This is a genomic window from Sporosarcina newyorkensis (assembly GCF_900167515.1).
In the GTDB taxonomy this organism is placed as follows: Bacteria; Bacillota; Bacilli; order Bacillales_A; family Planococcaceae; genus Sporosarcina; species Sporosarcina newyorkensis.
This window is the reverse complement of record NZ_FUYJ01000006.1, coordinates 35488-61882: the sequence shown is the minus strand read 5'-3', so window position 1 is coordinate 61882 and position 26395 is coordinate 35488. Positions and strand designations below refer to the sequence as shown.

Sequence of the window (26395 nt, the reverse complement as noted above, 5' to 3'; positions counted from 1 at the left end):
AAGACATCTGATTATTTACTGAAGTGAGAGGTTCTAATTTCCCATAAACAATCTATTCCTTATATACCTTTTCAATTTATTACGCTATAATAAATTAAAAAGGTTTGAGCAATTATGCCTAAGTATTCGCATATCTGACAGAAGGGGATGGAATTAGTGAAGTTCACGGTGGGGAAAAAGTTATGGACAGGCTTTTTAAGTGTTGTGGTCATTATGATCTTAATTGGGGCAGTAGGTTTTTTGGCTTTAAAAAATGTCAATGAAAAGTATCGTTATTTGATTGACGATCGAATGCAAAAGGTTGTTTTATTGGAGCAACAACTGAAAGATCAGAATTTAATGTCGAGTAATATACGCGGATACGTCCTTTATGAAAATCCTTCCTATGTGGATGGAATTGAGAAAGCACAACAAAAAAATAAAGAGCGGTTGGAGATTTTAGAAGGCATTATACATAATGAAGAGATGAAGAAAGCGATGCTTGAAATTGGCGCTGCTACAGTAAATTACGATGGCGTTATACGTAATATGATAGCAGAGGTACAAAAAGGAAAGCGAGATAAAGCCATTCAAGTAGGTGTAAACGGCGCGATTTATCAGGATATTATTACGAATAATATACAAGTAATGATTGAACATCAACGGGAAGAACAAGAAAAACTAGAGGAAGAAGTACAAAGATATACCTTTATCGCCATTAATTTGACGGGAATTTTATTAATTATAGGCATCATAGCAAGTATAGCTATCACAATTATTATTAGTAGACTGATTACTAGACCGGTCGGCAAGATGACAGCGGCGATATCCGAATTATCAAGTGGAAACTTTGCTGTGGAAGAGGTAACTGTTAAAAATCGTGACGAAATCGGTGAAATGTCCACTGCACTGAATATAATGGTTAGAGATTTACGAGGCATCATTCAGCGTGCTAGGGACTCTGCCACCCAGCTAGCTGGCCAGTCGGAAGAATTATCTGCAAGTGCAGAGGAAAGCTTGGCTGCTTCTGAAATGGTCGCTGAAATTTCGGAAAAGAACTTGCAGACAAGTGACTCGCAAGCACAAATTGTCAGTCAGTCAACCCTAGCCATGCAAGAAATGATGACGGCGATTGACCGAATTACAGATGATAACGAAGAGATGCTGGAATCCTCCGGGGAAGTATCGAAATTAGTGAAAGAAGGCTCTTTATTAATGGAGGAGTTTTCGGCTGATATGAAAACAATCAGCCAAACTATAGGGGAATCCACTACAATCATTAATGATATGGCGGAGCACTCCGAAAATATTCGGAATGTCACGCGTATGATTACAGCTATTGCGGAACAGACAAATTTATTAGCATTAAATGCAGCTATTGAAGCAGCACGCGCAGGAGAGCATGGAAAAGGCTTTGCCGTCGTTGCGGAAGAAGTACGGAATTTGGCAGAGCAGTCCAAGCGGTCAGCTGAAGAAATCGGACGGATGATCGATACGATGATTCTGAATGTAACGAAAGCGGTCGACAGCACTGGAGCTGGACGGAAGCGTGTGGAAGAAGGTTTAACATCTACAGAAAAAACCAGTGCCGTATTTGTAAACATTGAAAATGCAACTACAGATGTGAGTGAAAAAATCTCCACTGTCTCCACAGCAATCGAAGAAATCCGTACAATGACCACTGAAGTCGCTGGGGGAGCGAAACAAGTGGAGGAACTCGCTATCCAGGCTTCAGCTGAAGCTCAGTCCACAAGCGCTGCTACAGAAGAACAGTTGGCGGCGAATGAGGAGATTACATCTAGTTCTCAAACTTTGGCGGAGTTGGCAGAACGGCTGCAGAGCGATATGGGACGCTTTCGAGTGTGAAATGAAAGAAAAGAGCTGATTGCGAACAGGCAATCAGCTCTTTTTAAATGGAAAATAGGCAACTGATTCGTAAGATGGCCGTACGTTAGGATGAATTCTAAATAAAGTGAATCCTTCTATATCAATTTGGACTGGAGTAATCGTTTCTTTAGATAACTGGATCTTATCCGCAGTCTTACGTTTCTTTGCAATCGTGATGTGCGGAACGAAACGATTGTCTTTTTCTAATTCAAGAATATTTTCTGTGCGCCTTGCAATCTGTCTTTGTAAATGTTCCAAAGCTCCCACCGCCTCAACAGAAAGGTAGACAACGCGCGGTCCGTAAGGCGATCCGAAAAAGGACAAACCTGTAACAGAAGTAGTGAAGCTGGTATTTGCCTCTGCGATCTCTTGTAACGAAGGCTCAAGCGAAGACTTAGTGGCTTCACCTAGCTCTCCTATATAGCGCATGGTGATATGAAGGTCATCAGCGTGCGGGATTACTTTATATCTTTCAGCCAGTTGGTACTTGGAGCGAAAGTGTTCAGCTATTTCAGAAATGGGAGTGGCAATCGAGATGCCGATAAAATAATGTTGTGCCATTCGGGACTCACCTCCTATTTGATGGGATTCCCTTCCTTCTTGATAACTATGCATAAAAGTTTAAGGTTTTTATCTGCAATGCGCAATAGATACCGGGCAAACTAACAAATTTATTGTTTAATGTGTATAATTAAAAGTGGATATACCTACTGAATGTATATAAGAAAGGGGCTGGCAAGATGATTAAAACACTTATTTTTGATTTGGATGATACGCTCATTTGGGATGCAAAGAGTATTGCGATGGCATTTCAAAAAACATGCGAGTATGCGACGAAAAAGAACGGGGTCAACCCAGTGGAGTTAGAGAAAGCTGTACGTGAAGAGGCGCGAGAATTATATGCGACCTATGAGACATTTCCTCATACACAAAATATCGGAATTAATCCATTTGAAGGGTTGTGGGGCGTGTTCGACGATCCTGGTGAAGAGTTTCAAAAGATGAAAGGAATCATTCCAAAATACCAAAAAGAAGCATGGATTCGAGGTTTGAAGAAATTAGGGATAGAGGATGAAGCGTTCGGCAGGGAATTGGCAGAGCTCTTTCCGAAAGAGCGTAAAAAGCATCCATATATATATGAAGAGACGTTTGAAGTACTCGATCGCCTAAAGGGAGATTACCAGCTCATTTTATTGACAAATGGTTCACCTAGTTTGCAGCAGATCAAATTGACGATTTCTCCGGAGATTCCACCGTATTTTGATCATATTATTGTATCTGGAGCATTCGGCAAAGGAAAACCTGATGCTTCGATCTTCCAACATGTATTGGATACATGCGGTGTGACTGCCGATGAAGCATTGATGATCGGTGATAATCTAATGACCGACATTCTCGGTTCCAGCCGAGTTGGAATGAAAAACGTCTGGATCAATCGTGAAAACAAACTATCAAGCGACGAAGTGAAACCAACATTTGAAATTGACCATTTAGAAGGTTTGTTTCCTATACTGTCTGGACTAGAAAACCGATGAGGCTTGCTTCTCATCGGTTTTCCGATTCTGTTATACTAATCTCTAGCTGTTCAATTAGCAAGGAGGCAGGTAAGCATGTTGGAATATATCTTAGTTTTTTTAGGAGCGGCCATACCTTGGATTGAAATTATGCTCGTCATTCCCGTTGGCATAATTAGTGGTCTGTCACCTACTTGGGTAATGCTCCTCGCATTTATAGGCAATATGGCGACTATCCTTCTGTTGATTCTCGGATTTCAGCAAATCAATGACTGGATCGAACGAAGAAATAAGAAAAAAGGAAGAGTTAATTCAAAACGATTGCAACGTGGTGAAAAAATCATGAATACATATGGATTACCCGTATTAACAATTGCAGGTCCCATTCTGATCGGTACACATATCGCTGCGTTTATCGGTTTAGTGTTCGGTGCCAATAAAGTGAAGACAGCCGTTTGGTCTGCGATCAGTATCGCGTTCTGGTGTCTCGTTTTCGGTATATTGACTGCTATGGGCTTTGATTTTTTTGTCACACGGACGTGAAAAAACCAGCTGACATTTCAAAATGTCAGCTGGTTTTCCTGTGTTTTTATAGATCAATAGCTTTTGCATCATGGATATTTTGAACTTCTTTGACGCGTGCAACAGAAGCAGACTCAACGTGATGATCGACTGTTAACATCATGATCGCGTCTCCACCTTCAGCAGAACGTCCCACTTGCATCGCTGCAATATTAATATTTTCTTCCGCAAGCAATGTACCTACACGTCCGATTGCGCCTGGTTGGTCTTTATGGCGAATGAACAACAAGTGACCTTGTGGAATTGCGTCAACTACATAATCATCAACTTTCACAATACGTGGCCCGAGACCATTTAGAAGGGTACCGGCTACTTTGCGGATGCCTTTTGCCGTAACAACTTCCACTGTGATCAAGTTCATGAAACCTCTAGCTGTCGTCGTTTTTTGTTCATTTATTTTGATGCCGTAACGATCAGCCAACAGTCTTGCATTTACATCATTGACTGTTTCGCCAAGATTGCGCTTCAACAAACCTTTCACTGTATTACGAGTCAATGCACGCACGTCGTAATTCGCCAATTCACCTGCATATTGGATGTTGATTTCGTCGATGACTGTGTTTTGGATTTGTGATAAGAACATACCCAGTTTTTCAGTAAGGTCAAAGAATGGCTCGATTTTCGCTAAAACATCACGAGAAACGGATGGTAAATTCACTGGGTTGCGGACAGATCCGATTGTCAAGAAGTTGACGACGTCTCGGCTTACGTCTACAGCAACAGATTCTTGTGCTTCAATTGTGCTCGCACCTAAGTGAGGGGTAGCAATTACTTCAGGCAAAGTCAGTAACTTATGATCTAGGAATGGTTCCTCCTCGAATACATCTAGTGCCGCACCTGCTACTTTTCCGGCGACAATCGCATCGTATAATGCATCTTCGTCAATAATTCCACCACGGGCACAGTTGATGATCTGTACACCGTCTTTCATTTTTTCGAATGCTTCCTTATTGATCATTCTGCGAGTTTCTTTCAGCAATGGTGTATGTACTGTAATGAAATCAGCAGCTGCTAATACTTCATCTACCGTACCAATTTCAATACCCAATTTCTTTGCGATTTCTTCAGTTAGGAATGGATCGTACGCGATGACATTCATACGTTGACCTTTCGCACGTCTGGCAACTTCTGCACCAATACGGCCAAGTCCGATAATCCCTAATGTTTTGTCTTTTAGCTCTACACCGAGAAATGATTTTCTGTCCCATTTATTGTTCTTCAGTGAATTGAATGCTTGTGGAATTTTACGAGCCATCGCCATCATCATAGCTACCGTGTGCTCAGCAGCTGAATTTGTATTTCCATCAGGAGCATTGACGACGATAATCCCTTTTTCTGTAGCTGCGTCCAAATCGATATTGTCGACACCTACACCTGCACGTCCAATAATTTTCAATTGATCAGCAGAATCTAGCAATTCTTTCGTAACAGTTGTCTGACTACGTACTAGAAGAGCATCAAAACCTTTGATCCGATCCTTCAGTTGGTCAGGTGTCAAATCTGTATCGATCACAATTTCAAAACCTTCTGCTTGTCGTAATGGAAAAATACCGTCCTCGCTAAGTGGGTCACTAATAAGTACTTTAAAAGCCATAATAATCATTCTCTCCTTCAGTAGTTTTTATTGTTGTAAAGTTTTCAAAATGAATTTTATAGAGTTGATCCCATATGTACGTTCTATGCTTACCTCCTTTTAGGAAAAATAAAAAAGCCTTCCATCCCTTACATACGTAAGGGGCGAAAAGCTCAATAAACTAACGCGGTACCACCCTTGTTTTGCTGCAAAAGCAGCCTTCATTCAGCATGCGTAACGTGCATGTGACGGATTGGCCTACTGAACTATTCAGCCAAGCAATTCGGAAGTGCCGCCATCCCAAGAATTTACTGACTCTCACCAATTCATCAGCTCTCTAGAAAATTCTTTTACAGGAAGGTATGTCTTCGTCAAAATTGTTTTGCGTGTATTAAATTTGAACTAATCATAACACGTCAAAAGTAATTGTCAATTACTTTTCGGAAAAAAATGAAAAACTAATAAAGGCGAACGTAAATTATTGAATGATTTGTGAACGTTCGTGTTTGAGAGATAAAAGCGGATTATAAGTAACTTTTACTATGGAGTATTAGGAAATAGCATAAGTCGTGAGAAGAGAAGATATATGCCAATCAATGTTATAGTAGTGCCATACTATTCAAGTAAAGGGGTAATGTAAGATGAAAAACTTAGAGTCCTTCGAGCGATTCGAACAATTGAAGCAAGAAGAGCGAGTGATTTTCTTGTTTTCTGCAGATTGGTGTCCTGATTGCAGAGTGATCGAGCCGTTTTTACCAACACTGGAAACGGAATTTTCCGAGTACCAATTTATTTATGTCGACCGAGATGAGTTTATTGACTTGTGCACTCAGCTCGATATATTTGGCATCCCAAGCTTTATCGCATTCAGTGAAGGCAAGGAAACAGGCCGTTTTGTCAGTAAGAATCGCAAGACGAAAGAGGAGATTGAAGAGTTTATCAATAGTTTGTGAGCAGAGGGTGAGTGGGTATAAGAACCGTTGATCCAGGTTCCGGGAGGATGGCTTTCCGCGGGGAGCCAATCTCCGGGCTACAAACTTATATTCACTTGTTCCGCTTTTCACTCTGAAGTCAACCAAATTTTATTACTTTGATGTATGCTAACAAGCCAACGATCCGAGGAGATGGTTGGCTTGTTATTATTTAAACATAATCCTGTAATTGTTCGAGAAGGATTTTCGCGCCTTGAGGACTTATGAATAATCCGTTTGATAGTTCTTTGTTTTCGTTCGTTACTTCACCAGTAATGAAGCATGCCTTATTCACTTGATACTTTCTCAAAATGATTCGATCTTCTTCTGCGAAAATTTCAATGGGATCGCCTTTATCTAATTGCAAAGATTTGCGTAGTTCTTTCGGAATAACTATTCTGCCAAGATGGTCTACTTTGCGAACAATGCCTAAAGATCTCATGAGTTCCTCCTTTAAAAAGTAGTTGGTAGTTCCTATTATACACAAATATTTCCGGTCTACAATTTACGAGATTGGAATGAGCAGAACTATTTGAAAATTTGACTATACAATTAGTTTATTAATGTTATAATAGTCAGTAAATCATTTTCGTGAAATGATATTAACTAAATACTACTTATCAAGAGAAGCTGAGGGATTTGGCCTGATGAAGCTTCAGCAACCTCTGTGTAAACAGGAAGGTGCTACCTCCAACAAGATTGTTGTCTTGAGAGATAAGAACTGTGGTCCTAAACCTTCATTTTCTTATCTACAGGAAAAGAGGTTTTTTATTTTGTAAAAACAGGCCGAATGAATAGCCAAGGGGGAAGAAATATGCCGATTAATATACCGAAACAATTACCTGCAGGTGAGTTACTGAAGAAAGAAAAAATCTTCATCATGGATGAAGATCGGGCGACGGAGCAAGATATTCGGCCGCTGAACATTTTGATTCTGAATTTAATGCCTGAAAAAGAAAAAACAGAACTTCAATTATTACGATTACTTGGTAATACGCCTTTGCAAGTAAACGTGACGTTTTTAAATACGGCGACCTATGTTTCCAAAAATGTCAGTCAAACTCATTTGGAAACGTTTTATACAACATTCGAACACGTGAAAGAGCGCAAGTTTGACGGCATGATTATTACAGGAGCACCTATTGAACATATGCAATTTGAAGACGTAGTGTACTGGAAGGAATTAGAGAAAATCATGGAGTGGACAAAAACCAATGTGACCTCTGTCTTGCATATTTGTTGGGGCGCGCAAGCCGCACTTTATCATCATTACGGCATTGATAAGTTTGAGTTGCCGAAGAAATGTTTTGGGATTTTTTCTCACGATATCACGGACCAAACAGTCAATTTGGCAAGAGGATTTAACGATGTATTTGTTGCTCCTCACTCACGTCACACGGCTGTTTCCATAGAAGAAATTGAGAAGCATCCGGATTTGACACTGCTATCTGTATCGGATGATGCGGGTGCATTCATTGTGATTTCTAATGATGAAAAAAACATAATGGTGACAGGACATTTAGAGTATGATGCACATACATTGGCTGAAGAATACGGGCGAGATGTCCAAAAGGGATTGGATATTGATGTACCTGAAAATTATTTCCCGAATGATGATCCGACGAGAGAACCAATGAATACTTGGCGTTCACATACACATTTGTTATTCTCGAACTGGTTGAACTACTATGTCTATCAAGCAACGCCATACGTTTGGGATTGAAATAAGCTTATGAAAGTATAGTTTCCCGCATTTCACACATACTCCACTCAATGGAGGTGTGCGTTGTGAATATGGATGAGTTTTTGGAGCTGTCTTTTTGGGAAATGACTTTGCGGACTGTTATTTCCTTTATCGTCCTTCTGATCCTGGCCCGGTTCATGGGAAAAAAACAAATATCTCAATTGACTTTCTTCCATTACGTGACAGGTATCACGATCGGTTCGATTGCCGCCAATTTGGCAGGGGAGTCCGAGACGCCGTTCTTAAATGGGTTATATGGTATGATCCTATGGGCAGTATTGACGATACTTGCCAATTATTTAACGTTTAAATCAAAAAAACTACGTGTCCTGCTGGATGATAAGCCAATCATCGTAATTCAGGATGGAAAGATTGTGGAAGGCTCGTTAAGTAAGCTGCGTTTGAATTTCAATGAATTGAATATGATGCTTCGGGAACAAGCCGTTTTTTCCATGAAAGATGTCAATTATGCGATTTTCGAAACGAATGGAAACTTGAGCATAATGCTTAAGCCGGGCGAAGAGAAGGCGACGAAAAAAGATGTCAAAGTGGCTTCTCCTAAACCTAAATATATTCCGACCGAAATTATTACCGACGGAAAAGTACAAGAGGAAAATATGCGTGAATTGAAGCTGACTGATGTATGGTTGAAACAACAACTGGAACTGCAAGGCATCGGAAAGCCGGAGCATGTGCTGTATGCAGAAATTCAAACCGATGGAAACTTATATGTTAATACATTGAAGAATGCTTGAAGCTTGAAGCCCTGAAGCCGAATTCAGGGCTTTTCAGCTTTCATCATAAAATGTCCCAATTTCGTTGGTTTGCTATGGCTGCAAGTTTCGGATCGGGTCTGACGGCTACAGGATTGCCGACTTGCTCTAACACAGGCAAGTCGGAGATGCTATCTCCGTAAGCAAAGCTGTTCTCCCAATCAATCGATTTACCTTGAAGTGCTTTTTCGATTTGTTCGTTTTTACGCTCTCCTTGGATATGTAGAAATGGTTGGTCCATCGTAATCTGTTCGCCGCATGAAGGGATTTCAGTACCGATAATACGATCGAATGACAAATGGCTCGTGACTGCAGTCAAAAAGGGAGTATAAGCACCAGAAACTAACAATACATGATGACCTTCTGCTTGATGTCGAGCTAATCTGTTGACGACATCTTCATTGAAATCGTTTAACATTTCTTCATGCATATTTTCGAAGTATTGTTCTAGTTGTGCAGTTGTTAAAGATTCAAGAGCCTTCAAATACAGCTTCATGGATCGTTCTTTCATTTCGGTTTCAGGCAGTAATTTTAGTTTGTAACAGATATATAAAGGTAAAATCGATCTGTAGAATTTTCCGTAATAACGCTGGTAACTCGGGTGTTTCTTCAATTGCTCCATAAGCAATTTAAAGGTTTCTTTCGTATACAACGTGCCGTCAAAGTCAAAAATGGCAACTTTCATAAATACACCCCTTCATTTGTCTGTATTCTTACAGTATACAAATACAATGAGGGAGAAAGCAAAAAAGCAGACAAAAGTCTGCTTTTAGCTGGTTATTGAAGGTTTTTTGGCATGCTGGGTTGTCCTTGCGAGGGGGCAAATGAGTTGAGTAGGATGTTCATGTCCTGAGTATTCAACTGAGGGACTTGATAATAGTGATGTTTATTTTGATAAATCGACAATTCATACGCCATTTCTATACAGTTGGGTATGGAGTCTGCAAGCACACGACGAACGACTGGATTACACGTCTCCAAAGCAGCAGCTGCTTTCCCAGTGGCCCCTTTTTTTGCAGAACCGAGCAAAAAGCCGGAGATGATTTCATCAGATATTTCGTTTGTCGATTGAATTGGTTTTGAAGGCGCCTTTTCCTTCATGCCATAGACAAAATCACTGCCAACTTTCATTTGATAACTCTGCGTAGGGTGTGATGGGTCTTTTCCTGTTTTGAAACATTCAACCGTAATATTGTATTCATCAAGCATAAAACGGTACTGTCGGTCCAGAATATCTAAGAGTTCTGGATCTTTTACGTGCGGACGAAGAATCATGGATTGATTCAATGCACCAACTGCAGTGTTCAATACTTCGTGAACGTCAAAAAGTTCATGGCCGCCATGATTCATAGAGGGGGGGACTGCTCCGTCGTGCATGTGTTGAGATGTTTCGAATTGATTAGTCAAATACATATCCTCCTTTAATAGTCATTTACATCAACGGTAGTATGAGGAGGTTTCGTGAAATTATGCATTTGGAATACGAAGTATGGTCTATGGACTACTCGAAGATTTACGGACTTCGGAAAACAAGCATATTTCCATTGACTCCACCATATCTTGGTTAGAGAACATGAGAAAGGTAGTGGAGTCACATGCAGATTCATGTAGTGAAACCTGGTGAGAGTCTTTTTATAATTGGAAACATCTATGGTGTTCCCTATGAACAAATTGCACAAGCGAACGAATTGGAAGATGCCTCGCAGTTAGCGATTGGACAAGCGTTAGTCATACCGATTGTTGGAACATATTATTGGGTTCGGCCTGGAGACAGTCTTTATAGGATTGCGCAGACTCATGGTCTATCAGTCGAACGGCTCGCACAGATTAATAATATTAATCCGGCGGGCATTTTGCAGGTAGGTCAGCGTCTTTACATTCCTGAACCGCCTAAGACGCCGATCGACTCTCTATTATACGTGGAGCCCCGCAATCCGGTAAGCCAACAGATGATCACGGAAGTCAGACAACGCGTCGGACAGCTTACATATTTGGCAATGTTCAGCTATGAAGTCCAACGTGATGGCTCACTTAAAGAACCACCCCTTGATGACATTCCGACCATCGCCCAAAATGCAGGTGCATTAAATATGATGGTGTTGACCAACTTAGAAAACTATGGATTCAGCGCTGATCTGGCCCACGCCCTATTTACCGATCAGGCCGCGCAAAATCGGATGATTCAAAATGCAATTGAGACGGCAAACAGGATAGGCTATAAAGATATTCATTTTGACTTTGAATTATTATTCCCGGAAGATCGTGAATTATATAATCAATTATTGCGCAATGCACGCGATCAAATCCATAAGGCAGGATTAACAATTTCGACGGCTCTTGCTCCGAAAGCAGGAGAAGTGACGACGGGTATATATGGAGCCCATGATTATAAAGCACATGGCGAAATCTGTGATTTTGTTGTCTTGATGACGTATGAATGGGGATATACGTATAGCGCTCCGCAAGCTGTCAGTCCAATTGGTCCTGTCAGGAGAGTCGTTGAATATGCAGTGAGCCAAATTCCACGCGATAAGATTTTCTTGGGACAAAATTTATATGGCTATGATTGGTCCGCCCCATTCGGGCAAGCTGATAGTAAGCCGGCTGTGGCCTTGAGTCCAAGAATGGCAACAAATTTAGCCATCAATGAAAAAGTCTCAATTGAATACGATGCGGTAGCTCAAGCTCCTCACTTTACGTACTATGACCAACAAGGAACTGAACATGAAGTGTGGTTTGAAGACGCAAGAAGCATCAATGCGAAATTTGATTTGCTGAAAGAATTTAGGTTGCGTGGGATTATGTACTGGAAGCTTGGCTTGGCTTTCCCGCAGAATTGGTTGCTGTTGGAAGATCGGTTTACCATTCGCAAAAGGTGAAAAAATGAGCCTTCCCTAAACTCAGGAAAGGCTCATTTACGTGATCGTCTATTCGTTAGTAATCAACTTCATCGCATTTTGGAAAACATCCATATCCGGATTTACGAGTAAAGCAGGTAGGAAAGCAAAAGTCATGATAAGGAGCAGATTGGCTCCTAAAATGGAGCGTATTGGATTGTTTTTCTTTGTCATGGTGCTTCGCCTCTTTCTTTTCGTATTGGTTCTCCCGCTCATGCGAATGCTCTTAAACTAACCGCTTCACATTGATTGTTTGAATAGATTAATAATACACTATATTCAGTCAACTGTAAATGAAGAAGTTAGTTCTAATACATAAAATTGACACAAAAGTAAAAGCATTCTGCTTAAATTACAAATAATTCTTGTATCTTGCTTTGATTTCAGTAATAATATTGGAATACAAAGAAATATTTCGAACAATTGAAATTCAATTCATTAGAAATTCAATTTATTCAGTAGAACTCGTCCTTTATGGATAACTTCTACTGAGTAAAGTGAGCGACTACTCAGTCGATGTATTTCGAATAACACCAGGGAAAGGGATGGGCGCAAATGACAAAGATAGATGAAATCCAATTTAATAATCGTAAACGAGCAAACGATTATGTTCATGAAGTATATGAATTAGTAAAGAAAAGGAATCCTGACGAAAAGGAATTTCTGCAGGCGACAAGAGAAATCTTTGATTCCCTCCGTCCTGTCTTTGCTAAGCATCCCGAATTTATTTCAAATGGTATTCTTGAGCGGATCACAGAACCTGAACGAATCATTTCATTCCGCGTAGCTTGGGAAGACGATCAGGGGAAAGTGCATGTGAATAGAGGATTCCGTGTACAATTTAACAGTGATCTGGGACCTTATAAAGGCGGATTACGTTTTCACCCGTCAGTAAATACTAGTATTATGAAGTTTTTGGCTTTCGAGCAGATTTTTAAAAATGCGTTAACTGGTCAGCCGATTGGGGCAGGTAAAGGTGGTTCTGATTTTGACCCTAAAGGCAAGTCGGATCGTGAAATCATGCGTTTTACTCAAAGTTTCATGACGGAATTAAGCAGGCATATTGGTCCTGATATTGACGTGCCGGCAGGGGATATCGGCGTTGGGAAACGTGAAATAGGTTATTTATTCGGTCAATATAATCGAATTAAAGGCGGCTATGAAGCTGGCATCCTGACAGGGAAAAATCCGGATCATGGCGGAAGTCTGGGACGTAAAGAAGCTACTGGATATGGGACAGTTTATTTCGTTGATGAAATGCTTAAAGAGAATGGACTTACATTGGATGGAAAGACGATGGTCGTATCAGGTTCAGGGAACGTGTCCACGTATGCTATGGAAAAAGCAATGCAGCTTGGTGCAAACGTCGTAGCATGTAGTGATTCTGATGGCTATATCTATGATAAAGATGGAATTGATCTAGATTTGGTTAAAGAGTTGAAGGAATTTGGCAATAAACGAATCTGGGAATATACGAAAGAACGTCCGGAAGCAGAGTATCATGCAGATTGCAGCGCAATTTGGTCAATACCTTGTGATATCGCTCTTCCATGTGCGACACAAAATGAGATTGATGAAATTGCAGCACATATGCTGATTGCGAATGGTGTGAAGGCGGTTGGGGAAGGCGCAAATATGCCTTGTACAATCGAAGCCATCGAGATATTCCAAGAGCATAATGTTTTATTTGCTCCGGCAAAAGCTGCCAACGCAGGCGGGGTCGCAGTTTCTGCGATGGAAATGTCACAGAACAGCCAACGCTTATCTTGGTCGGCAGAACAAGTGGATGAACATTTGAAAGAAGTTATGCAAAATATCTATAACGATTGTAAAAAGGCAGCAGATGAATTCGGCAAGCCTGGTAATCTAGTGATGGGTGCGAATATTGCTGGTTTCCTAAGAGTAGCCGGCGCAATGGTAGCGCACGGAATTCGATAATGCAGTAGAGACAGACACAGGGATTTGGTCCTTGTGTCTGTTCTGTTTTATAAGGGGTGAAACCATATCTATCTATCATTGAATAGATAGGTATGTTGAATTAAAGTTTTAACATAAGTTTGTTCAGATATGGATACTCAGTTGATTGGAGTGGAAGAAAGCGTCCGTTTAGAACGGAAATCAACATGTTATACGTTTTACTTCAAATGTAAGTTATTAATTTCAGTTTATATAGGTATTGAATAGTTGGAACTCTTCTTCAGTTGATTCCGTCTAACTGTTGAAGAAGAGGGGCGAGTGAATGAAAAAGCTTATAGGTATAGTAATAGTTGCAGCGTTGTTACTTGCGGGGCTGATGATGTTTTGGTTGATACCAGCAGAAAGGATGAAAGAAGCGCAACAGCATACAGCAGATGGTTCGTATAAATATGCGGTGGTTCTTGGAGCGAAAGTGAATGGAGAAGAGCCATCTTTATCGCTGCGTTATCGTTTAGAGGCAGCAACGGAGTATGCAAAACGTTTTCCGCACGTTCAATTGGTATTGTCGGGCGGACAAGGTAAAGATGAGGCATTAAGTGAAGCTCAGGCTATGTATACTTATTTGATTCAGCAAGGCATTGAAAAAGAGCGGTTGTTGCTTGAAGATCAGTCCACTTCCACCTATGAAAATTTGAAATATACGCAAGAACTACTGCCTGAATTGGCTGGCGTGACGATTATTAGTAGTGATTTTCATTTGGCGAGGGCACGGTTTTTAGCAAAGCAATTAGGGTGGGAGACCGATGTAGTGACAGCCAGGACGCCCGAAATTGTCAAAACGAAGGTGTGGATTCGCGAACGTTTGGCTTTGTTTAAGACGTGGATTTTTAGAAAATGAAAAAGTAGCCGGAACAAAAGGATTCAAAGCGATAAAAAAACCGAACGTTTACAAAACATTTAATCATAGTTTTGTAATACAGTTTGGTTTTTTCTATATAAAGAAACTGTAGACTCGGCGCTGCCTATGGGATTTCCGCTGCGGGCAGGGTCGCTTTCCGTGGGACGCAGGTGAGCCTCCTCGTCCGCTTCGGAAAACCTGTGATCCTAACGCTTCGCCTTTCGCCCTGACCTCAACTTCAATCCAAATTTTTGTATACAAGGCAGTTTGATAGCAGTTTTACATTATTGAATACCAAAAAATACGGATTAAGCACTGGGTTTCTATGTTTCAAAATTGAACATAGCCAAACTTTTTGTATTTGGGGCCAAGTCAACTTTCCTACCGAACAAAATGTAGGATTTGGCCGGAAAGCATCCCGGCCTGGAGGGGAAATCCCTGACCGCACACTAAGTAACCTATTTGTGTTTTTTGTGATCGTTCGTCTTTCATTATGAACAACTTAGTTTTGTCCTAGTCTCCCTTTTTCGCTTATAAAGAAGAAATTGCATGAAAGTCAGGTTGGCCGTCTTTAAACGTTGCAAGATAGTTAAAGCCGATCGATTGAAAGAGTTCAAGTGACTCTTTGAATTCATGAGCGATATCAGTCGTTCGATGAGCATCGGAACCAAGAGTAATGATTTCACCTCCGCATTGTTTGTAGAGCTTCAATATATCCGTGCTTGGCATATTGTGCGGCAATCCATAGCGCGAGCCTGACGTGTTGAGTTCGATGCCTTTGCCTTCAGGAATGATCGTTTTGAAGATTTGCTCAAGCGCGTCGTGAAAAAGATGCGCTGGTGGCTGATCGGTGTAGCGTTTGATCAAGTCGGCATGCCCTAATACGCTATATCGATTAAAGTTCTGCACGCAATAGAGCAATTCTCGATAATACGTTTCGAATGCATCCTCGACAGTGCGATCTTCAAATAACTCGCGGTAATGAAGGGATTTGTTTTCAACGGTATGTAGTGAACAGATGACGAAGTCGAAAGCATGCTCATCCATTAGCTTTTCGTAACGATCCAATAAATGAGGCTGGAGACCGATTTCGACTCCTTTTTTGATCGTTAGCTGTCCATGGAATTGCTGGTTGAGCTGCCGGATTTTTTCAGCGTATGCGTGTTTGTCAAAGTCGAATGTAATTGTGTCGTCTGGATATTCATAATCGACATGGTCAGTGAAGCAAATTTCGCTCAGTCCTTTGGCTATGGATGTCTTGACCATTTCTTCCATTGGGATTTCGCAGTCTGCAGAGAATGCGCTGTGCATATGATAATCAAACATAATCTCATGTCTCCTTTTCTATACTACATAGTGTAACAGAACCATAATGAGACATACAGTTGACAACGTCTTTTATAAGCAGTATAGTAATAATTAACTTTAGCGTAGTAAAGTAGTGAAGTATTGAACGGACGGAAGGCGGTAGAACTATTTTGTATTCTGAAATTCTAGCGAATGAACATGAGAAACATGAAAAGATCATCGGGACGTTGAGCAAACGTTTCACTACATATGGTTACAAGCGGATCAAAACGTCTGCGTTTGAGCGATACGATCTGTATTCGAATGTGCGTACGTCGATCAATCAAAATGAGATGATCAAAGTGATTGATTACACGGGCGAAGTACTAGTATTACGGCCGGATGTAACGATTCCATTAACTCAGCAACTTGTTCAGCTAAACGGCAACTTGCCAGAAGAAATGCGTTTCTATTATGTCCAAGAAGTTTTTAGACAAACCTTTCAGGAAAACGAAAAAATCGGCAAGACTCAGGCAGGCGTGGAGTACTACTGTCCAAGTTCTCCAGAAGCTGACGCAGAAACGATTATGCTGGCCTGCCACGCATTGAGAGACGTAGGCTTCTCGGATGTGAAAATAGAAATTGGTTATGCTGGATTTTTTACTGAATTGATTGCGGATCTGCAACTGACATGCGAGCAGACAGCTGAATTGAAGACATTGATTCAAGCAAAGAATATTGTGGAAATCGGTCCTTTCCTAGAACAATTGTCCATAGATCAAACTGTCAAAGAGGTGCTCGAACAATTGCCGCTGTTATACGGTGCACCGGCTCATGTGTTTGAAAGACTACTAAATCTTCAAGTCAGCGATTCGGTACAACAAGCCATCGAATACTTGCAGGAAACATATAAAATAGTTGAACTATATGGATTAAAAAAACATATCGTCATCGACCTTGGTTTGATCAATCATATGGGCTATTATTCAGGCATTATCTTCCAAGGTTATGTCGAAAACTTCGGTAAACCTGTACTGATGGGTGGTCGATACGATGCATTAAGTGAAGAGTTTGGTATCAAATTACCTGCTGTCGGTTTTGCTTGCGAAATTGATTCTTTAGTAAAAGCCGCGACGCATAAAGAGTTGACCGAGCGTTATAGCATAGATATAACGGTTTTCTATGAAGAAAGCCGGATGAAATACGCCATCGACATAACGAATGAATTGAGAGAGCGGGAATATCGCGTGATATCTAAACCAATGAAGCATCCGCTTCAAATACAAGATAGTCTTTATACAATTCATCTCACGCAACAGCAGAATCAACTGATAGAAGAAGAGACAACAGAATTTGTAGATTTTAAACATTTGCTGGACTTGATTGTACGCAAGAAAGGGGTACCTGAATGGACTATTTAACAGTTGCCATGGCGAAAGGGCGCACGGCGGACAGAGCGATGGATTTCCTTGAAAAGTCAGACGTTCGATTCTCGGATTTCACAGATGAAAGTCGAAAGCTCGTCATTTATGATGACAAGCAAACGATCAAACTCATTTTTGTCAAAGCCGTAGATGTACCGGTATATGTGGAAAATGGAGCGGCCGATGTCGGTATAGTAGGGAAGGATGTCATGATGGAGGATCCGCGTGATGTCTATGAATTACTGGACCTAGGCATTGGCAGATGCAAACTCGCAGTAGCCGGGTTCCCGGGAACACCAGTGGATGAGATGCCATTTTTAACGGTCGCTTCTAAATATCCAGCAGTGGCAAAAGAATACTTTGATAAAAAAGGAATTCGGACAGAGATGATCAAATTGAACGGCTCCATCGAACTGGCACCGTTGATCGGTATGTCAGACGTCATCGTTGATATTGTCGAGACGGGGACGACTTTGAAAGAAAACGGGCTTGTTGTACTGCAAGAAATTGCTGAAGTCAGTGCGCGTTTAATTGTCAATAAAGCCAGCTATGCAACGAAAACTGCGGACATCCAGCAGTTCATAAAAGATATGAAAGAAGGACTGGAGGTGCGCGCATGAAAACGATTCGCGGAACTGAATTTAAGGAAGAGTTGCTGCAACGAAGTGATTCGAGTCAGCTAGATTTGGAATTCGATCGAAATGTCTTATCGATTATAGAAATAGTCCGTTTGGAAGGCGATAGAGCAGTTCTTGATTTCACCGAGCGCTTTGACGGTGTAAAACTAGATAACTTGATGGTCAGCGAAGAGGAAATCCAGGAAGCAGAACAAGCAGTATCCGAAGAATTTTATCATGCACTGCGGTCAGCAAAGCAACGGATCACAAGCTATCACGAAGCCCAGAAAGAACAATCTTGGTTTTTGAATCCGAATGAAAGCATCGTGCTCGGTCAGAAAGTAACGCCTATTGATAGTGTCGGTATTTACGTACCAGGCGGAAAAGCGGCGTACCCTTCTACTGTACTAATGAATGCATTACCTGCAAAAATCGCCGGTGTCGGGTTAATTTCCATGGTTACACCACCTCAGCGTGATGGGACAATAAATCCTCACGTCTTGGTGGCAGCGAAAGAAGCAGGTGTCGATCGAATCTATAAAGTAGGCGGAGCCCAAGCGATCGCGGCTCTTGCATACGGAACAGAGACGATTGATAAAGTCGTCAAAATCACTGGACCTGGTAATGCCTATGTAGCACGAGCGAAGAAATGGGTATTTGGTGACGTCGCGATCGATATGATTGCGGGCCCGAGCGAAATTTGCGTCGTGGCGGATGACAATACAAATCCAATCTACGCAGCAGCGGATTTGCTGTCGCAAGCAGAACACGATGAGCGAGCAGCAGCAGTTTGTGTCACAACGAGTGAAGTATTTGCAAGTAAACTTGTAGCAGAAATCGAACGCCAGCTAGCACAACTAGACCGTCAAGAAATTGCGACGCAATCGATTGAGCAATTTGGACGTATCATTCTTGTCGACACATTGCAAGAAGCATTTGAACTTGTCAATCGACTGGCACCAGAACATTTACAGCTGATGATCGATAATCCAATGGAGCATTTGGCTTCGATTCGCAATGCAGGTGCGATTTTCCTTGGTGAACATTCACCGGAAGCCCTCGGAGACTATATGGCAGGACCGAATCACACCTTGCCTACAAGCGGTACAGCGGCATTTTCTTCCCCTCTAGGTGTCTATGATTTTATGAAAAAGTCCAGTGTAATCTATTATTCGGAAAGCGCACTGGCTGAGGTGGCGGATGATATCATTATTCTAGCTGAGTCTGAACAACTGACAGGGCACGCCAACTCGATCAAAGTACGAAAGGCAGGATATTAATGCGCAAACAACAAATTTCACGTAAAACAGGCGAAACATCCATCGAAATGGACTTTTCATTGGATGGCACAGGCAAGACAACGATTCAGACAGGCGTCGGGTTTTTCGACCATATGCTGACTGCCTTCGCGAAGCACGGAAGATTTGATTTAACTGTGATATGTGACGGCGACATCGAAGTCGACCAGCATCACTCAGTAGAAGATGTCGGCATCGTGCTCGGACAAGCTTTCAATAAATGCATCGGTACCAAAGAAGGAATCGAACGTTTTGCAATGGTATCTACACCAATGGACGAAGCCCTATCCACAGCCTCCATCGACATCAGCGGCCGCTCATTCCTCGTCTTTAACGTCGACGGAATGAAAGATAAAGTAGGCAACTTCGACACCGAACTCGTGGAAGAATTCTTCATCGCCTTCACAAGCCATGCTAACGTCACATTACATATCAACTTAGACTATGGAAAAAACACACATCACATCATAGAATCGGTATTCAAAAGCTTCGGCCGCGCCTTGCGCATAGCCAGCACCATCAACCCGGAAATTAAGGGCGTTCCTTCTACTAAGGGAACTTTGTAAGATGAAATTATTCTATACTATTTCGGGCTTAATTTTTCAATAGAATATGAGCGAAGTAAGCAAAGTAGAGATATGCACTAGTTGATCGGATCGGAAAGCGTCCGCCTGCAGCGCAGATCAACGGTGCCAGAAACCTACACTTAATCTATTAGGGGGACTAATTGATGATTTTATTTCCAGCAATCGATATTAGAGGCGGCAAATGCGTACGTCTGATCCAAGGAGACTACGGTCAAGAAATAATCTATAATGACTCGCCAACCAACATGGCAATAGAATGGCAAAGACAAGGAGCCGAATACATTCATGTTGTCGACCTTGACGGCGCCAAAACCGGCGACTCGCTAAACAAAAAAGCAATTGAAGCCATCGCGCGAGCCGTTATAATTCCTGTACAAGTAGGCGGAGGCATCCGCACTATGGACATTGTTGACTCGCACATCGAAAGCGGCGTCTCACGCGTCATCATCGGCACAGCAGCAATTCAAAATCCAGAATTCCTAAAGCAAGCCGTAGAAAAATACGGTGAGAAAATCGCGGTTTCCATCGATGCACGCAACGGTCTAGTCGCAACTGACGGTTGGACTGAAACAAGCAACGTCAAAGCAGTCGATCTGTTGCAAGACCTGGCGAAAATCGGCGTCAAAACAGTCGTCTACACTGACATTATGAAAGACGGCATGTTGCAAGGACCGAATTTCGAGGAACTGCAAGTGATGAACGAAACATCTTCTATTGATATTATCGCTTCAGGCGGGGTTTCGACGGAGAATGATATTCAGAAACTTGCTGCACAAGACATGTATGGAGCGATTATCGGGAAAGCACTATACGAAGGCAAATTATCTTTAGAAAAATTACTGGGGGACGACAGCTATGTCAGCAACTAAAAAAATCATTCCATGCTTGGATGTAGACAATCGCAAAGTCGTAAAAGGGAAAAAGTTTCTGGACGTTCAGGAAGTAGCGGATCCTCTTACTTTAGCAAAGAAATATGTTGCTGACGGAGCGGATGAACTCGTATTTTATGATATTTCTGCTTCAACGAAAAATCGCGGTATGTTTTTAGATTTAATCGAAGAAATCGCAAAAGAGGTGCCGGTCCCATTCATCGTGGGCGGCGGTATCCGTACATTGGAAGATGTCGACAAAATTTTTGAACTTGGTGGTAATAAAGTTTCCATCAACAGTGCAGCTTTGACGAATCCCCAATTGATTCAGGAAGTTGCTGATAAATACGGATCGGAACGCGTTATGCTGTCGATGGACATTCGTCAGACAGGCGATAAGGAATGGTCGGTATACGCAAAGGGTGGTATGGAAGAGACAGGAATTGACGCCATCGAATGGGCGAAGAAAATGGAGAGCTTGGGCGCAGGCGAATTGGTCGTTAATAGCATCGATGAAGATGGCGTGAAAGACGGGTACAATCTTGCCTTAAATAATGCGATGGCAGAAGCGGTTAGTATTCCAATTATCGCAAGCGGCGGCGCTGGAAAACCTGAACACTTCAAAGACGTTCTGACAAAAGGCAAAGCCGACGCGGCACTTGCAGCCTCTGTTTTCCATTTTAATGAAATTAATATTCGGGAACTGAAAGAATATTTAGCAGAAGAAAATATTGCAGTGAGGAATGACTAATATGACACTTGACATCAACGCCCTTAAGTTTGACGACAAAGGCTTGCTACCCGCAATCGTGCAAGACGATCGAACAGGGGAAGTCTTAATGCTCGCCTATATGAATAAAGATGCAATTGAGAAGACGTTAGAAACGAATGAAACCTGGTTCTACAGCCGTTCGAGACAAGAACTTTGGAATAAAGGAGCAACTTCCGGCAATCGCCAGCAAGTAAAGCGGATCTCAGTGGATTGTGACCAGGATACATTGCTCATTCAAGTGACACCTCAAGGCCCGGCTTGCCATACAGGTAGGAAAACATGCTTCTTCACGAAGGCAATGGAGCAGGAGGAATCTTTGCGTGAAGTTGTCTATGAAGTGATTGACGAAATCGCTGATCGTAAAGAGTATCCAGTTGAAGGTTCTTATACGACTTATTTATTCAATGAAGGCATTGACAAGGTATTGAAGAAAGTCGGAGAAGAATCGACGGAAGTGGTAATTGGAGCGAAAAATGCAGATAAAGAAGAAGTATCCAATGAAATCGCAGACTTGATCTATCACACGCTCGTCTTGATGAATATTCTAGATGTCGATCTATCAGACGTTCAGCAAGTGCTGCGCAAAAGAAGACCGAAAAAGGAAGTGTTGCGAAATGAGTAGATTTCTGAGCACAGTTGCCAAACGGACTGAGCCTTATGTTCCGGGCGAGCAATTGAATCAGCCAGATATCATCAAACTAAACACCAATGAAAACCCATATCCCCCGAGCCCAAAAGTGCTTGCGGCGATTCAAAAGGCTCTCGACGATAATTCTTTGCAGCGTTATCCTTCACCGACAGCCGATCCACTGCGACATGCAATCGCAGATACATATGGACTGACGAAAGAACAAGTATTTGTCGGAAATGGTTCCGATGAAGTGTTGGCGTTCTCTTTCATGGCTTTTTTCGAACCGGGAAAAACGATTAAGTTTCCGGAAATCAGTTATAGCTTTTATCCGGTCTATTCGAAGATCTTCAATATACCATTTGAAAAAGTACCGTTGAATGAAGATTTTACATTGCCCATGGAAAATTTTTTTCAATCGGACGGGGGAGTAATTTTACCAAATCCGAACGCGCCGACGAGTATCTATGCAGATCTCGATGTGATCGAAGGGATCTTGCAACAGAATCGTGATCAAGTGGTGGTCATAGACGAAGCTTATATAGATTTTGCAGGTCCTTCCGCAATAAAGTTGATTGATCGTTATGACAATTTGCTTGTCATCCAAACGACTTCGAAGTCCCGGGCGCTTGCTGGACTGCGTGTAGGATTTGCGCTTGGACAACCCGAACTGATTGAAGGTCTAACACGGATTAAAGATTCGTTCAATTCCTACACGGTTGACCGACTGGCGATGGCAGGAGCAACTGCAGCATTTCAAGATCATGCATACTTTTCGGAAAGCACGAAGAAAATCATCCGGACAAGAGAACGGTGCGTGCAGTCATTAATTGAAATGGGATTTGACGTGGTGCCGTCTGATGCGAACTTTTTATTTGCAAAGCCGGCGAATCTAGACGCTTTGGTACTGTATGAACAATTGAAAGAACGAGGAATCTTGGTGAGGCACTTTGATCAAGAAGGAATTAACAACTATTTGCGCATCACGATCGGTACGGATGAACAGATGGAAGTGTTAGTGGAAGCGCTGAAGCAACTGATAAAATGAATAAAGTAATAAAAAGCCATTCTGATTTAGAATGGTTTTTATTTATGCATACAACTTTAAATATCATAAAACATTGTCATACCAAGTGTTTGAACTAGTAATAGTCTGCCGCGTCGTGTATATCTATACGATTCAATGTATTTTTTTACGTTTCCTATTGTATTATTATACATTATGTCTTATAATAATAAAAAGAAGCTCGATTGGAGAGATGAAATCATGAAAACTAAAAATATAATTATCATTGGCGCAGCAGGAAGAGACTTCCATAACTTTAATACATACTACCGTAACAAGGCGGAGTACAACGTTGTCGCCTTCACAGCGACACAAATTCCTGATATCGATGGACGTAAGTATCCGGCTGAACTGGCGGGAGAACTTTACCCTGAAGGCATTCCAATTTATTCACAAGATCAATTACCTAAATTAATTGAAGAGCTAAAAGTAGATGAATGTGTATTCTCTTACAGTGATATTAGCTATGAAGCGGTCATGGGACTTGGCGCCATCGTCAATTCAGCAGGTGCGAACTTCACATTGCTTGGATCAAAAGCGACGATGATTAAAAGTAATAAGCCGGTCATTTCGGTCTGTGCCGTGAGAACGGGAACAGGAAAAAGCCAGACTTCACGTAAAATTATCGAGACATTGCTTGAACATGACTTGAAAGTTGTGGCGATTCGTCATCCAATGCCTTACGGTGACTTGGCTGCACAGCGAGTTCAACGTTACGCGACTGTGGAAGACTTCCAAAAACATAATTGTACAATTGAAGAAATGGAAGAATATGAGCCGCATGTTTCTCGTGGCAACATTATCTATGCAGGAGTAGACTACCAGGATATCTTGGATGCTGCTGAAAATGATCCGGATGGCTGTGACGTAATCCTCTGGGATGGTGGCAACAACGACTTTTCATTCTACGAGCCGGATTTAGCGATCACTGTTCTTGACCCGCACCGTCCTGGACACGAACTGAAGTATTACCCAGGAGAAGTGTGCTTGCGTACGACAGATGTCTCGATCATCAATAAAATCGACAGTGCGTCTGAAGAGGCAATCCAGACTGTTGAAAACAATATTAAATTTGCGGCTCCAAACAGCACGATCATTAAAGCCGAATCAAAAATCTCAGTAGACAATCCTGAAATCATCAAAGGCAAGCGCGTTCTGATCGTGGAAGACGGCCCGACATTGACGCACGGTGAAATGAAGTTAGGCGCAGGTGTCATCGCAGCTCAACGTCTAGGGGCAACTGAAATAGTCGACCCACGTCCATTTGCAGTTGGCAGCTTGATCACAACGTTTAATAAATACACACATATCGAGAGTATTTTGCCGGCAATGGGATATGGCGAGCAGCAATTGAAAGACCTCGAAGCTACAATCAATGCAGCGGATTGTGACGCAGTCATTATCGGAACACCGATGGACCTTTCCCGTGTTATCAACATCAACAAGCCTTGCACACGTGTCTATTACGATCTAGAAGAAATTGGCAGACCGAACCTTGAAACGGTGCTGGAAGATTTCATTGAAAAGCATCAATTGACAGCTACAAAAGCATAAGTTGATCTGAACTGTGAACGCATCTGCGCTGAATGAAAATTCGGTGGCTAATGCGTTTTTTTGGTGCGGTCGGCTCTTAGCTTGGCTCGCTTCTACCAGGGATTTGTTCGGTTGTGCTCTAGTTACGTGCGGTTTGATGGTTGATTGGTTCGGTTCGACGACTTTTTCGCTCGGATGCCAGGCTTTTCTGCTATACTGAGAGGTGAATAAGGGGGAACCAATATGTTGAAATCCAAAATTACCGATCTCGTCATCGGTCTCATTATGGTGTACTTTGCCTATGATCGAATATCTGAGGGACAAACGAAAATGGGCATTCTTTTTGTCGTGCTCGCATTCCTGAATCTTGTTGCCTTTTATGTGAAACTTAGAACCGAAAAACAACAGCAAGAATAGACCAAATCGGTTGTTCCTTTTTGTGCAATCCTGTAGTATAATAACAGGATTGCAATTTTTGAAAAGAGGCCAGAAACTAAATGAAAAAATCCATATACGGTTTGACAATCGAACAATTGACAAACTTCTTCATAGAACACGGACAACAAAAGTTCCGCGCGGCGCAAGTGTGGGACTGGCTATATAAAAAACGCGTGCTGTCATTCGATGAAATGAAAAACATCAGTAAAGATACGCGTGACTTATTAAACGAGCACTTTACGATCCAAACGCTTGAACAGAACGTCAAGCAAGTATCTCAAGATGGTACGGTGAAATTCCTCTTTAAAATGACAGATGGTAACTTGATCGAAACTGTCCTGATGAAATTTCCATACGGCTATTCCGTCTGTGTGACGACACAGGTCGGCTGTAATATTGGCTGCAGTTTCTGCGCGAGTGGGTTATTGCGTAAAAACCGAGACCTCGATGCAGGGGAAATTGTTGGACAGATCATGAAAGTTCAAGAACATCTTGATGAAAAAGGGGAAGACGAGCGTGTCAGCCATATCGTCGTCATGGGAATCGGAGAACCGTTCGATAACTATACAAATTTAATGAACTTCCTTCATATCGTCAACGATCAAAAAGGTCTATCGATCGGAGCGCGCCATATTACCGTATCTACGAGTGGCTTGACGGAGAAGATCAAAGAATTCGCCGAAGAGAATATCCAGATCAACTTGGCAGTGTCATTGCACGCACCAAATAATGAATTGCGTTCGAAAATCATGAAAATCAATAAAGCATTTCCAATTGAAAAATTGATGGACGCAATCAATTATTATTTGGAAACAACGAATCGCCGAATCACATTTGAATATATTTTATTACGCGATGTCAATGACCATGTTAAAGAAGCGGAAGAACTCGGAAGGTTACTCGCGGATAAACGTCATCTATCTTATGTTAACTTGATTCCTTACAATCCTGTCGATGAACACGGTCAGTATCAGCGCAGTGAGCGGCAAGCAATCAAGTCGTTTTATGAAGCATTGAAACGTAAAGGCATTAATTGCGGTGTCCGTTGGGAAAATGGAACAGATATTGACGCAGCTTGTGGTCAATTACGCAGTAAGCAAATTAAAACAACAAAAAAACAGCCGGTCGGAGAATAATTCTC

The 26395-nt window shown here is 41.8% G+C and carries 27 protein-coding genes and 1 riboswitch; of the genes, 20 read left to right on the top strand and 7 right to left on the bottom strand.

The annotated features are described in order from the left end of the window. The first annotated feature begins 156 nt into the window (after positions 1 to 156). Positions 157 to 1845, top strand: coding sequence for a methyl-accepting chemotaxis protein (locus tag B5D59_RS12025; protein ID WP_176132578.1), 1689 nt, complete (start codon positions 157 to 159; stop codon positions 1843 to 1845). 33 nt (positions 1846 to 1878) lie between these two features. Here B5D59_RS12025 and thpR read toward each other — a convergent pair whose 3' ends face one another. Beyond that, complete coding sequence (gene thpR, locus B5D59_RS12020; protein ID WP_176132577.1) at positions 1879 to 2427, bottom strand: RNA 2',3'-cyclic phosphodiesterase; 549 nt, start codon at positions 2425 to 2427, stop codon at positions 1879 to 1881. A gap of 179 nt (positions 2428 to 2606) precedes the next feature. On the opposite strand from thpR, the gene B5D59_RS12015 reads away from it, so the two are divergent. Further along, positions 2607 to 3401 carry an HAD family hydrolase gene (locus tag B5D59_RS12015; RefSeq protein WP_078818134.1) on the top strand — a complete coding sequence of 265 codons (795 nt, stop codon included), beginning with the start codon at positions 2607 to 2609 and terminating at the stop codon, positions 3399 to 3401. Between the two features lie 75 nt (positions 3402 to 3476). Beyond that, on the top strand, positions 3477 to 3923 hold the full coding sequence (locus B5D59_RS12010) for a small multi-drug export protein (RefSeq protein WP_078818133.1): 447 nt from the start codon (positions 3477 to 3479) through the stop codon (positions 3921 to 3923). Positions 3924 to 3969: 46 nt separating this feature from the next. Here B5D59_RS12010 and serA read toward each other — a convergent pair whose 3' ends face one another. Continuing rightward, positions 3970 to 5556, bottom strand: a complete 1587-nt coding sequence (gene serA / locus B5D59_RS12005) for a phosphoglycerate dehydrogenase (protein WP_040759340.1) — start codon at positions 5554 to 5556, stop codon at positions 3970 to 3972. A gap of 620 nt (positions 5557 to 6176) precedes the next feature. On the opposite strand from serA, the gene B5D59_RS12000 reads away from it, so the two are divergent. Beyond that, the gene (locus tag B5D59_RS12000) at positions 6177 to 6488 is read left to right on the top strand and encodes a thioredoxin family protein (RefSeq protein ID WP_078818132.1); all 312 of its coding nucleotides are present in this window, start codon (positions 6177 to 6179) and stop codon (positions 6486 to 6488) included. Positions 6489 to 6678: 190 nt separating this feature from the next. Here the strand turns inward: B5D59_RS12000 and B5D59_RS11995 are convergent, their stop codons facing one another. Next, positions 6679 to 6948, bottom strand: a complete 270-nt coding sequence (locus B5D59_RS11995) for an AbrB/MazE/SpoVT family DNA-binding domain-containing protein (protein WP_078818131.1) — start codon at positions 6946 to 6948, stop codon at positions 6679 to 6681. A gap of 172 nt (positions 6949 to 7120) precedes the next feature. Further along, positions 7121 to 7227: riboswitch (SAM riboswitch) on the top strand. A gap of 93 nt (positions 7228 to 7320) precedes the next feature. On the opposite strand from B5D59_RS11995, the gene metA reads away from it, so the two are divergent. Together metA and B5D59_RS11985 are read left to right on the top strand one after the other, a co-directional pair. After that, positions 7321 to 8229: a homoserine O-acetyltransferase MetA gene (gene metA, locus B5D59_RS11990; protein ID WP_078818130.1), complete on the top strand. Its 909-nt coding sequence runs from the start codon at positions 7321 to 7323 to the stop codon at positions 8227 to 8229. A 71-nt stretch (positions 8230 to 8300) separates the two neighbouring features. Then, a complete protein-coding gene (locus B5D59_RS11985; protein ID WP_139366018.1) occupies positions 8301 to 9005 on the top strand; it encodes a DUF421 domain-containing protein in 705 nt (234 codons plus the stop codon). 43 nt (positions 9006 to 9048) lie between these two features. Here B5D59_RS11985 and B5D59_RS11980 read toward each other — a convergent pair whose 3' ends face one another. Both B5D59_RS11980 and B5D59_RS11975 read right to left on the bottom strand, forming a co-directional pair. Beyond that, positions 9049 to 9708: an HAD family hydrolase gene (locus B5D59_RS11980; protein WP_078818128.1), complete on the bottom strand. Its 660-nt coding sequence runs from the start codon at positions 9706 to 9708 to the stop codon at positions 9049 to 9051. Between the two features lie 92 nt (positions 9709 to 9800). Next, positions 9801 to 10436 carry a spore coat protein gene (locus tag B5D59_RS11975; RefSeq protein WP_078818127.1) on the bottom strand — a complete coding sequence of 212 codons (636 nt, stop codon included), beginning with the start codon at positions 10434 to 10436 and terminating at the stop codon, positions 9801 to 9803. 182 nt (positions 10437 to 10618) lie between these two features. On the opposite strand from B5D59_RS11975, the gene B5D59_RS11970 reads away from it, so the two are divergent. Next, positions 10619 to 11902, top strand: coding sequence for a glycoside hydrolase family 18 protein (locus B5D59_RS11970; RefSeq protein WP_078818126.1), 1284 nt, complete (start codon positions 10619 to 10621; stop codon positions 11900 to 11902). A gap of 48 nt (positions 11903 to 11950) precedes the next feature. Here the strand turns inward: B5D59_RS11970 and B5D59_RS18240 are convergent, their stop codons facing one another. After that, positions 11951 to 12094 (bottom strand): hypothetical protein, encoded by a 144-nt coding sequence (locus tag B5D59_RS18240; RefSeq protein ID WP_176132576.1) that lies wholly within the window; start codon positions 12092 to 12094, stop codon positions 11951 to 11953. Between the two features lie 381 nt (positions 12095 to 12475). On the opposite strand from B5D59_RS18240, the gene gdhA reads away from it, so the two are divergent. Together gdhA and B5D59_RS11960 are read left to right on the top strand one after the other, a co-directional pair. Then, entirely contained in the window at positions 12476 to 13858 is a 1383-nt protein-coding gene (gene gdhA, locus B5D59_RS11965; RefSeq protein WP_078818125.1) for an NADP-specific glutamate dehydrogenase, read from the top strand. A 301-nt stretch (positions 13859 to 14159) separates the two neighbouring features. After that, positions 14160 to 14735 carry a YdcF family protein gene (locus tag B5D59_RS11960; protein WP_078818124.1) on the top strand — a complete coding sequence of 192 codons (576 nt, stop codon included), beginning with the start codon at positions 14160 to 14162 and terminating at the stop codon, positions 14733 to 14735. A gap of 531 nt (positions 14736 to 15266) precedes the next feature. Here the strand turns inward: B5D59_RS11960 and B5D59_RS11955 are convergent. After that, a complete protein-coding gene (locus B5D59_RS11955; protein ID WP_078818123.1) occupies positions 15267 to 16061 on the bottom strand; it encodes a histidinol-phosphatase HisJ family protein in 795 nt (264 codons plus the stop codon). Between the two features lie 152 nt (positions 16062 to 16213). On the opposite strand from B5D59_RS11955, the gene hisZ reads away from it, so the two are divergent. The 11 genes from hisZ to rlmN all read left to right on the top strand — a co-directional run bounded on the left by hisZ (position 16214) and on the right by rlmN (position 26390). Continuing rightward, positions 16214 to 17443, top strand: coding sequence for an ATP phosphoribosyltransferase regulatory subunit (gene hisZ / locus B5D59_RS11950; RefSeq protein WP_176132575.1), 1230 nt, complete (start codon positions 16214 to 16216; stop codon positions 17441 to 17443). Continuing rightward, positions 17431 to 18066, top strand: a complete 636-nt coding sequence (gene hisG, locus B5D59_RS11945) for an ATP phosphoribosyltransferase (RefSeq protein WP_078818121.1) — start codon at positions 17431 to 17433, stop codon at positions 18064 to 18066. The genes hisZ and hisG overlap by 13 nt, the downstream gene beginning before the upstream one ends. Continuing rightward, positions 18063 to 19343 (top strand): histidinol dehydrogenase, encoded by a 1281-nt coding sequence (gene hisD, locus B5D59_RS11940; RefSeq protein WP_078818120.1) that lies wholly within the window; start codon positions 18063 to 18065, stop codon positions 19341 to 19343. Before hisG ends, hisD begins: the two co-directional genes overlap by 4 nt. Further along, a complete protein-coding gene (gene hisB, locus B5D59_RS11935; protein ID WP_078818119.1) occupies positions 19343 to 19927 on the top strand; it encodes an imidazoleglycerol-phosphate dehydratase HisB in 585 nt (194 codons plus the stop codon). The genes hisD and hisB overlap by 1 nt, the downstream gene beginning before the upstream one ends. A 164-nt stretch (positions 19928 to 20091) precedes the next feature. After that, complete coding sequence (gene hisA, locus B5D59_RS11930; RefSeq protein ID WP_078818118.1) at positions 20092 to 20817, top strand: 1-(5-phosphoribosyl)-5-[(5-phosphoribosylamino)methylideneamino]imidazole-4-carboxamide isomerase; 726 nt, start codon at positions 20092 to 20094, stop codon at positions 20815 to 20817. Then, positions 20804 to 21568, top strand: coding sequence for an imidazole glycerol phosphate synthase subunit HisF (gene hisF / locus B5D59_RS11925; protein WP_078818117.1), 765 nt, complete (start codon positions 20804 to 20806; stop codon positions 21566 to 21568). Before hisA ends, hisF begins: the two co-directional genes overlap by 14 nt. Continuing rightward, positions 21561 to 22211: a bifunctional phosphoribosyl-AMP cyclohydrolase/phosphoribosyl-ATP diphosphatase HisIE gene (gene hisIE, locus B5D59_RS11920; RefSeq protein WP_078818116.1), complete on the top strand. Its 651-nt coding sequence runs from the start codon at positions 21561 to 21563 to the stop codon at positions 22209 to 22211. The genes hisF and hisIE overlap by 8 nt, the downstream gene beginning before the upstream one ends. Next, positions 22204 to 23265: a histidinol-phosphate transaminase gene (gene hisC, locus B5D59_RS11915; RefSeq protein ID WP_078818115.1), complete on the top strand. Its 1062-nt coding sequence runs from the start codon at positions 22204 to 22206 to the stop codon at positions 23263 to 23265. Before hisIE ends, hisC begins: the two co-directional genes overlap by 8 nt. Positions 23266 to 23484: 219 nt before the next feature. After that, positions 23485 to 24837 (top strand): cyclic 2,3-diphosphoglycerate synthase, encoded by a 1353-nt coding sequence (locus B5D59_RS11910; protein WP_078818114.1) that lies wholly within the window; start codon positions 23485 to 23487, stop codon positions 24835 to 24837. A gap of 222 nt (positions 24838 to 25059) precedes the next feature. Continuing rightward, positions 25060 to 25233 (top strand): hypothetical protein, encoded by a 174-nt coding sequence (locus B5D59_RS18235; RefSeq protein ID WP_176132574.1) that lies wholly within the window; start codon positions 25060 to 25062, stop codon positions 25231 to 25233. Between the two features lie 80 nt (positions 25234 to 25313). Next, positions 25314 to 26390, top strand: coding sequence for a dual-specificity RNA methyltransferase RlmN (rlmN, locus tag B5D59_RS11905; protein ID WP_078818113.1), 1077 nt, complete (start codon positions 25314 to 25316; stop codon positions 26388 to 26390). Positions 26391 to 26395: the final 5 nt, after the last annotated feature.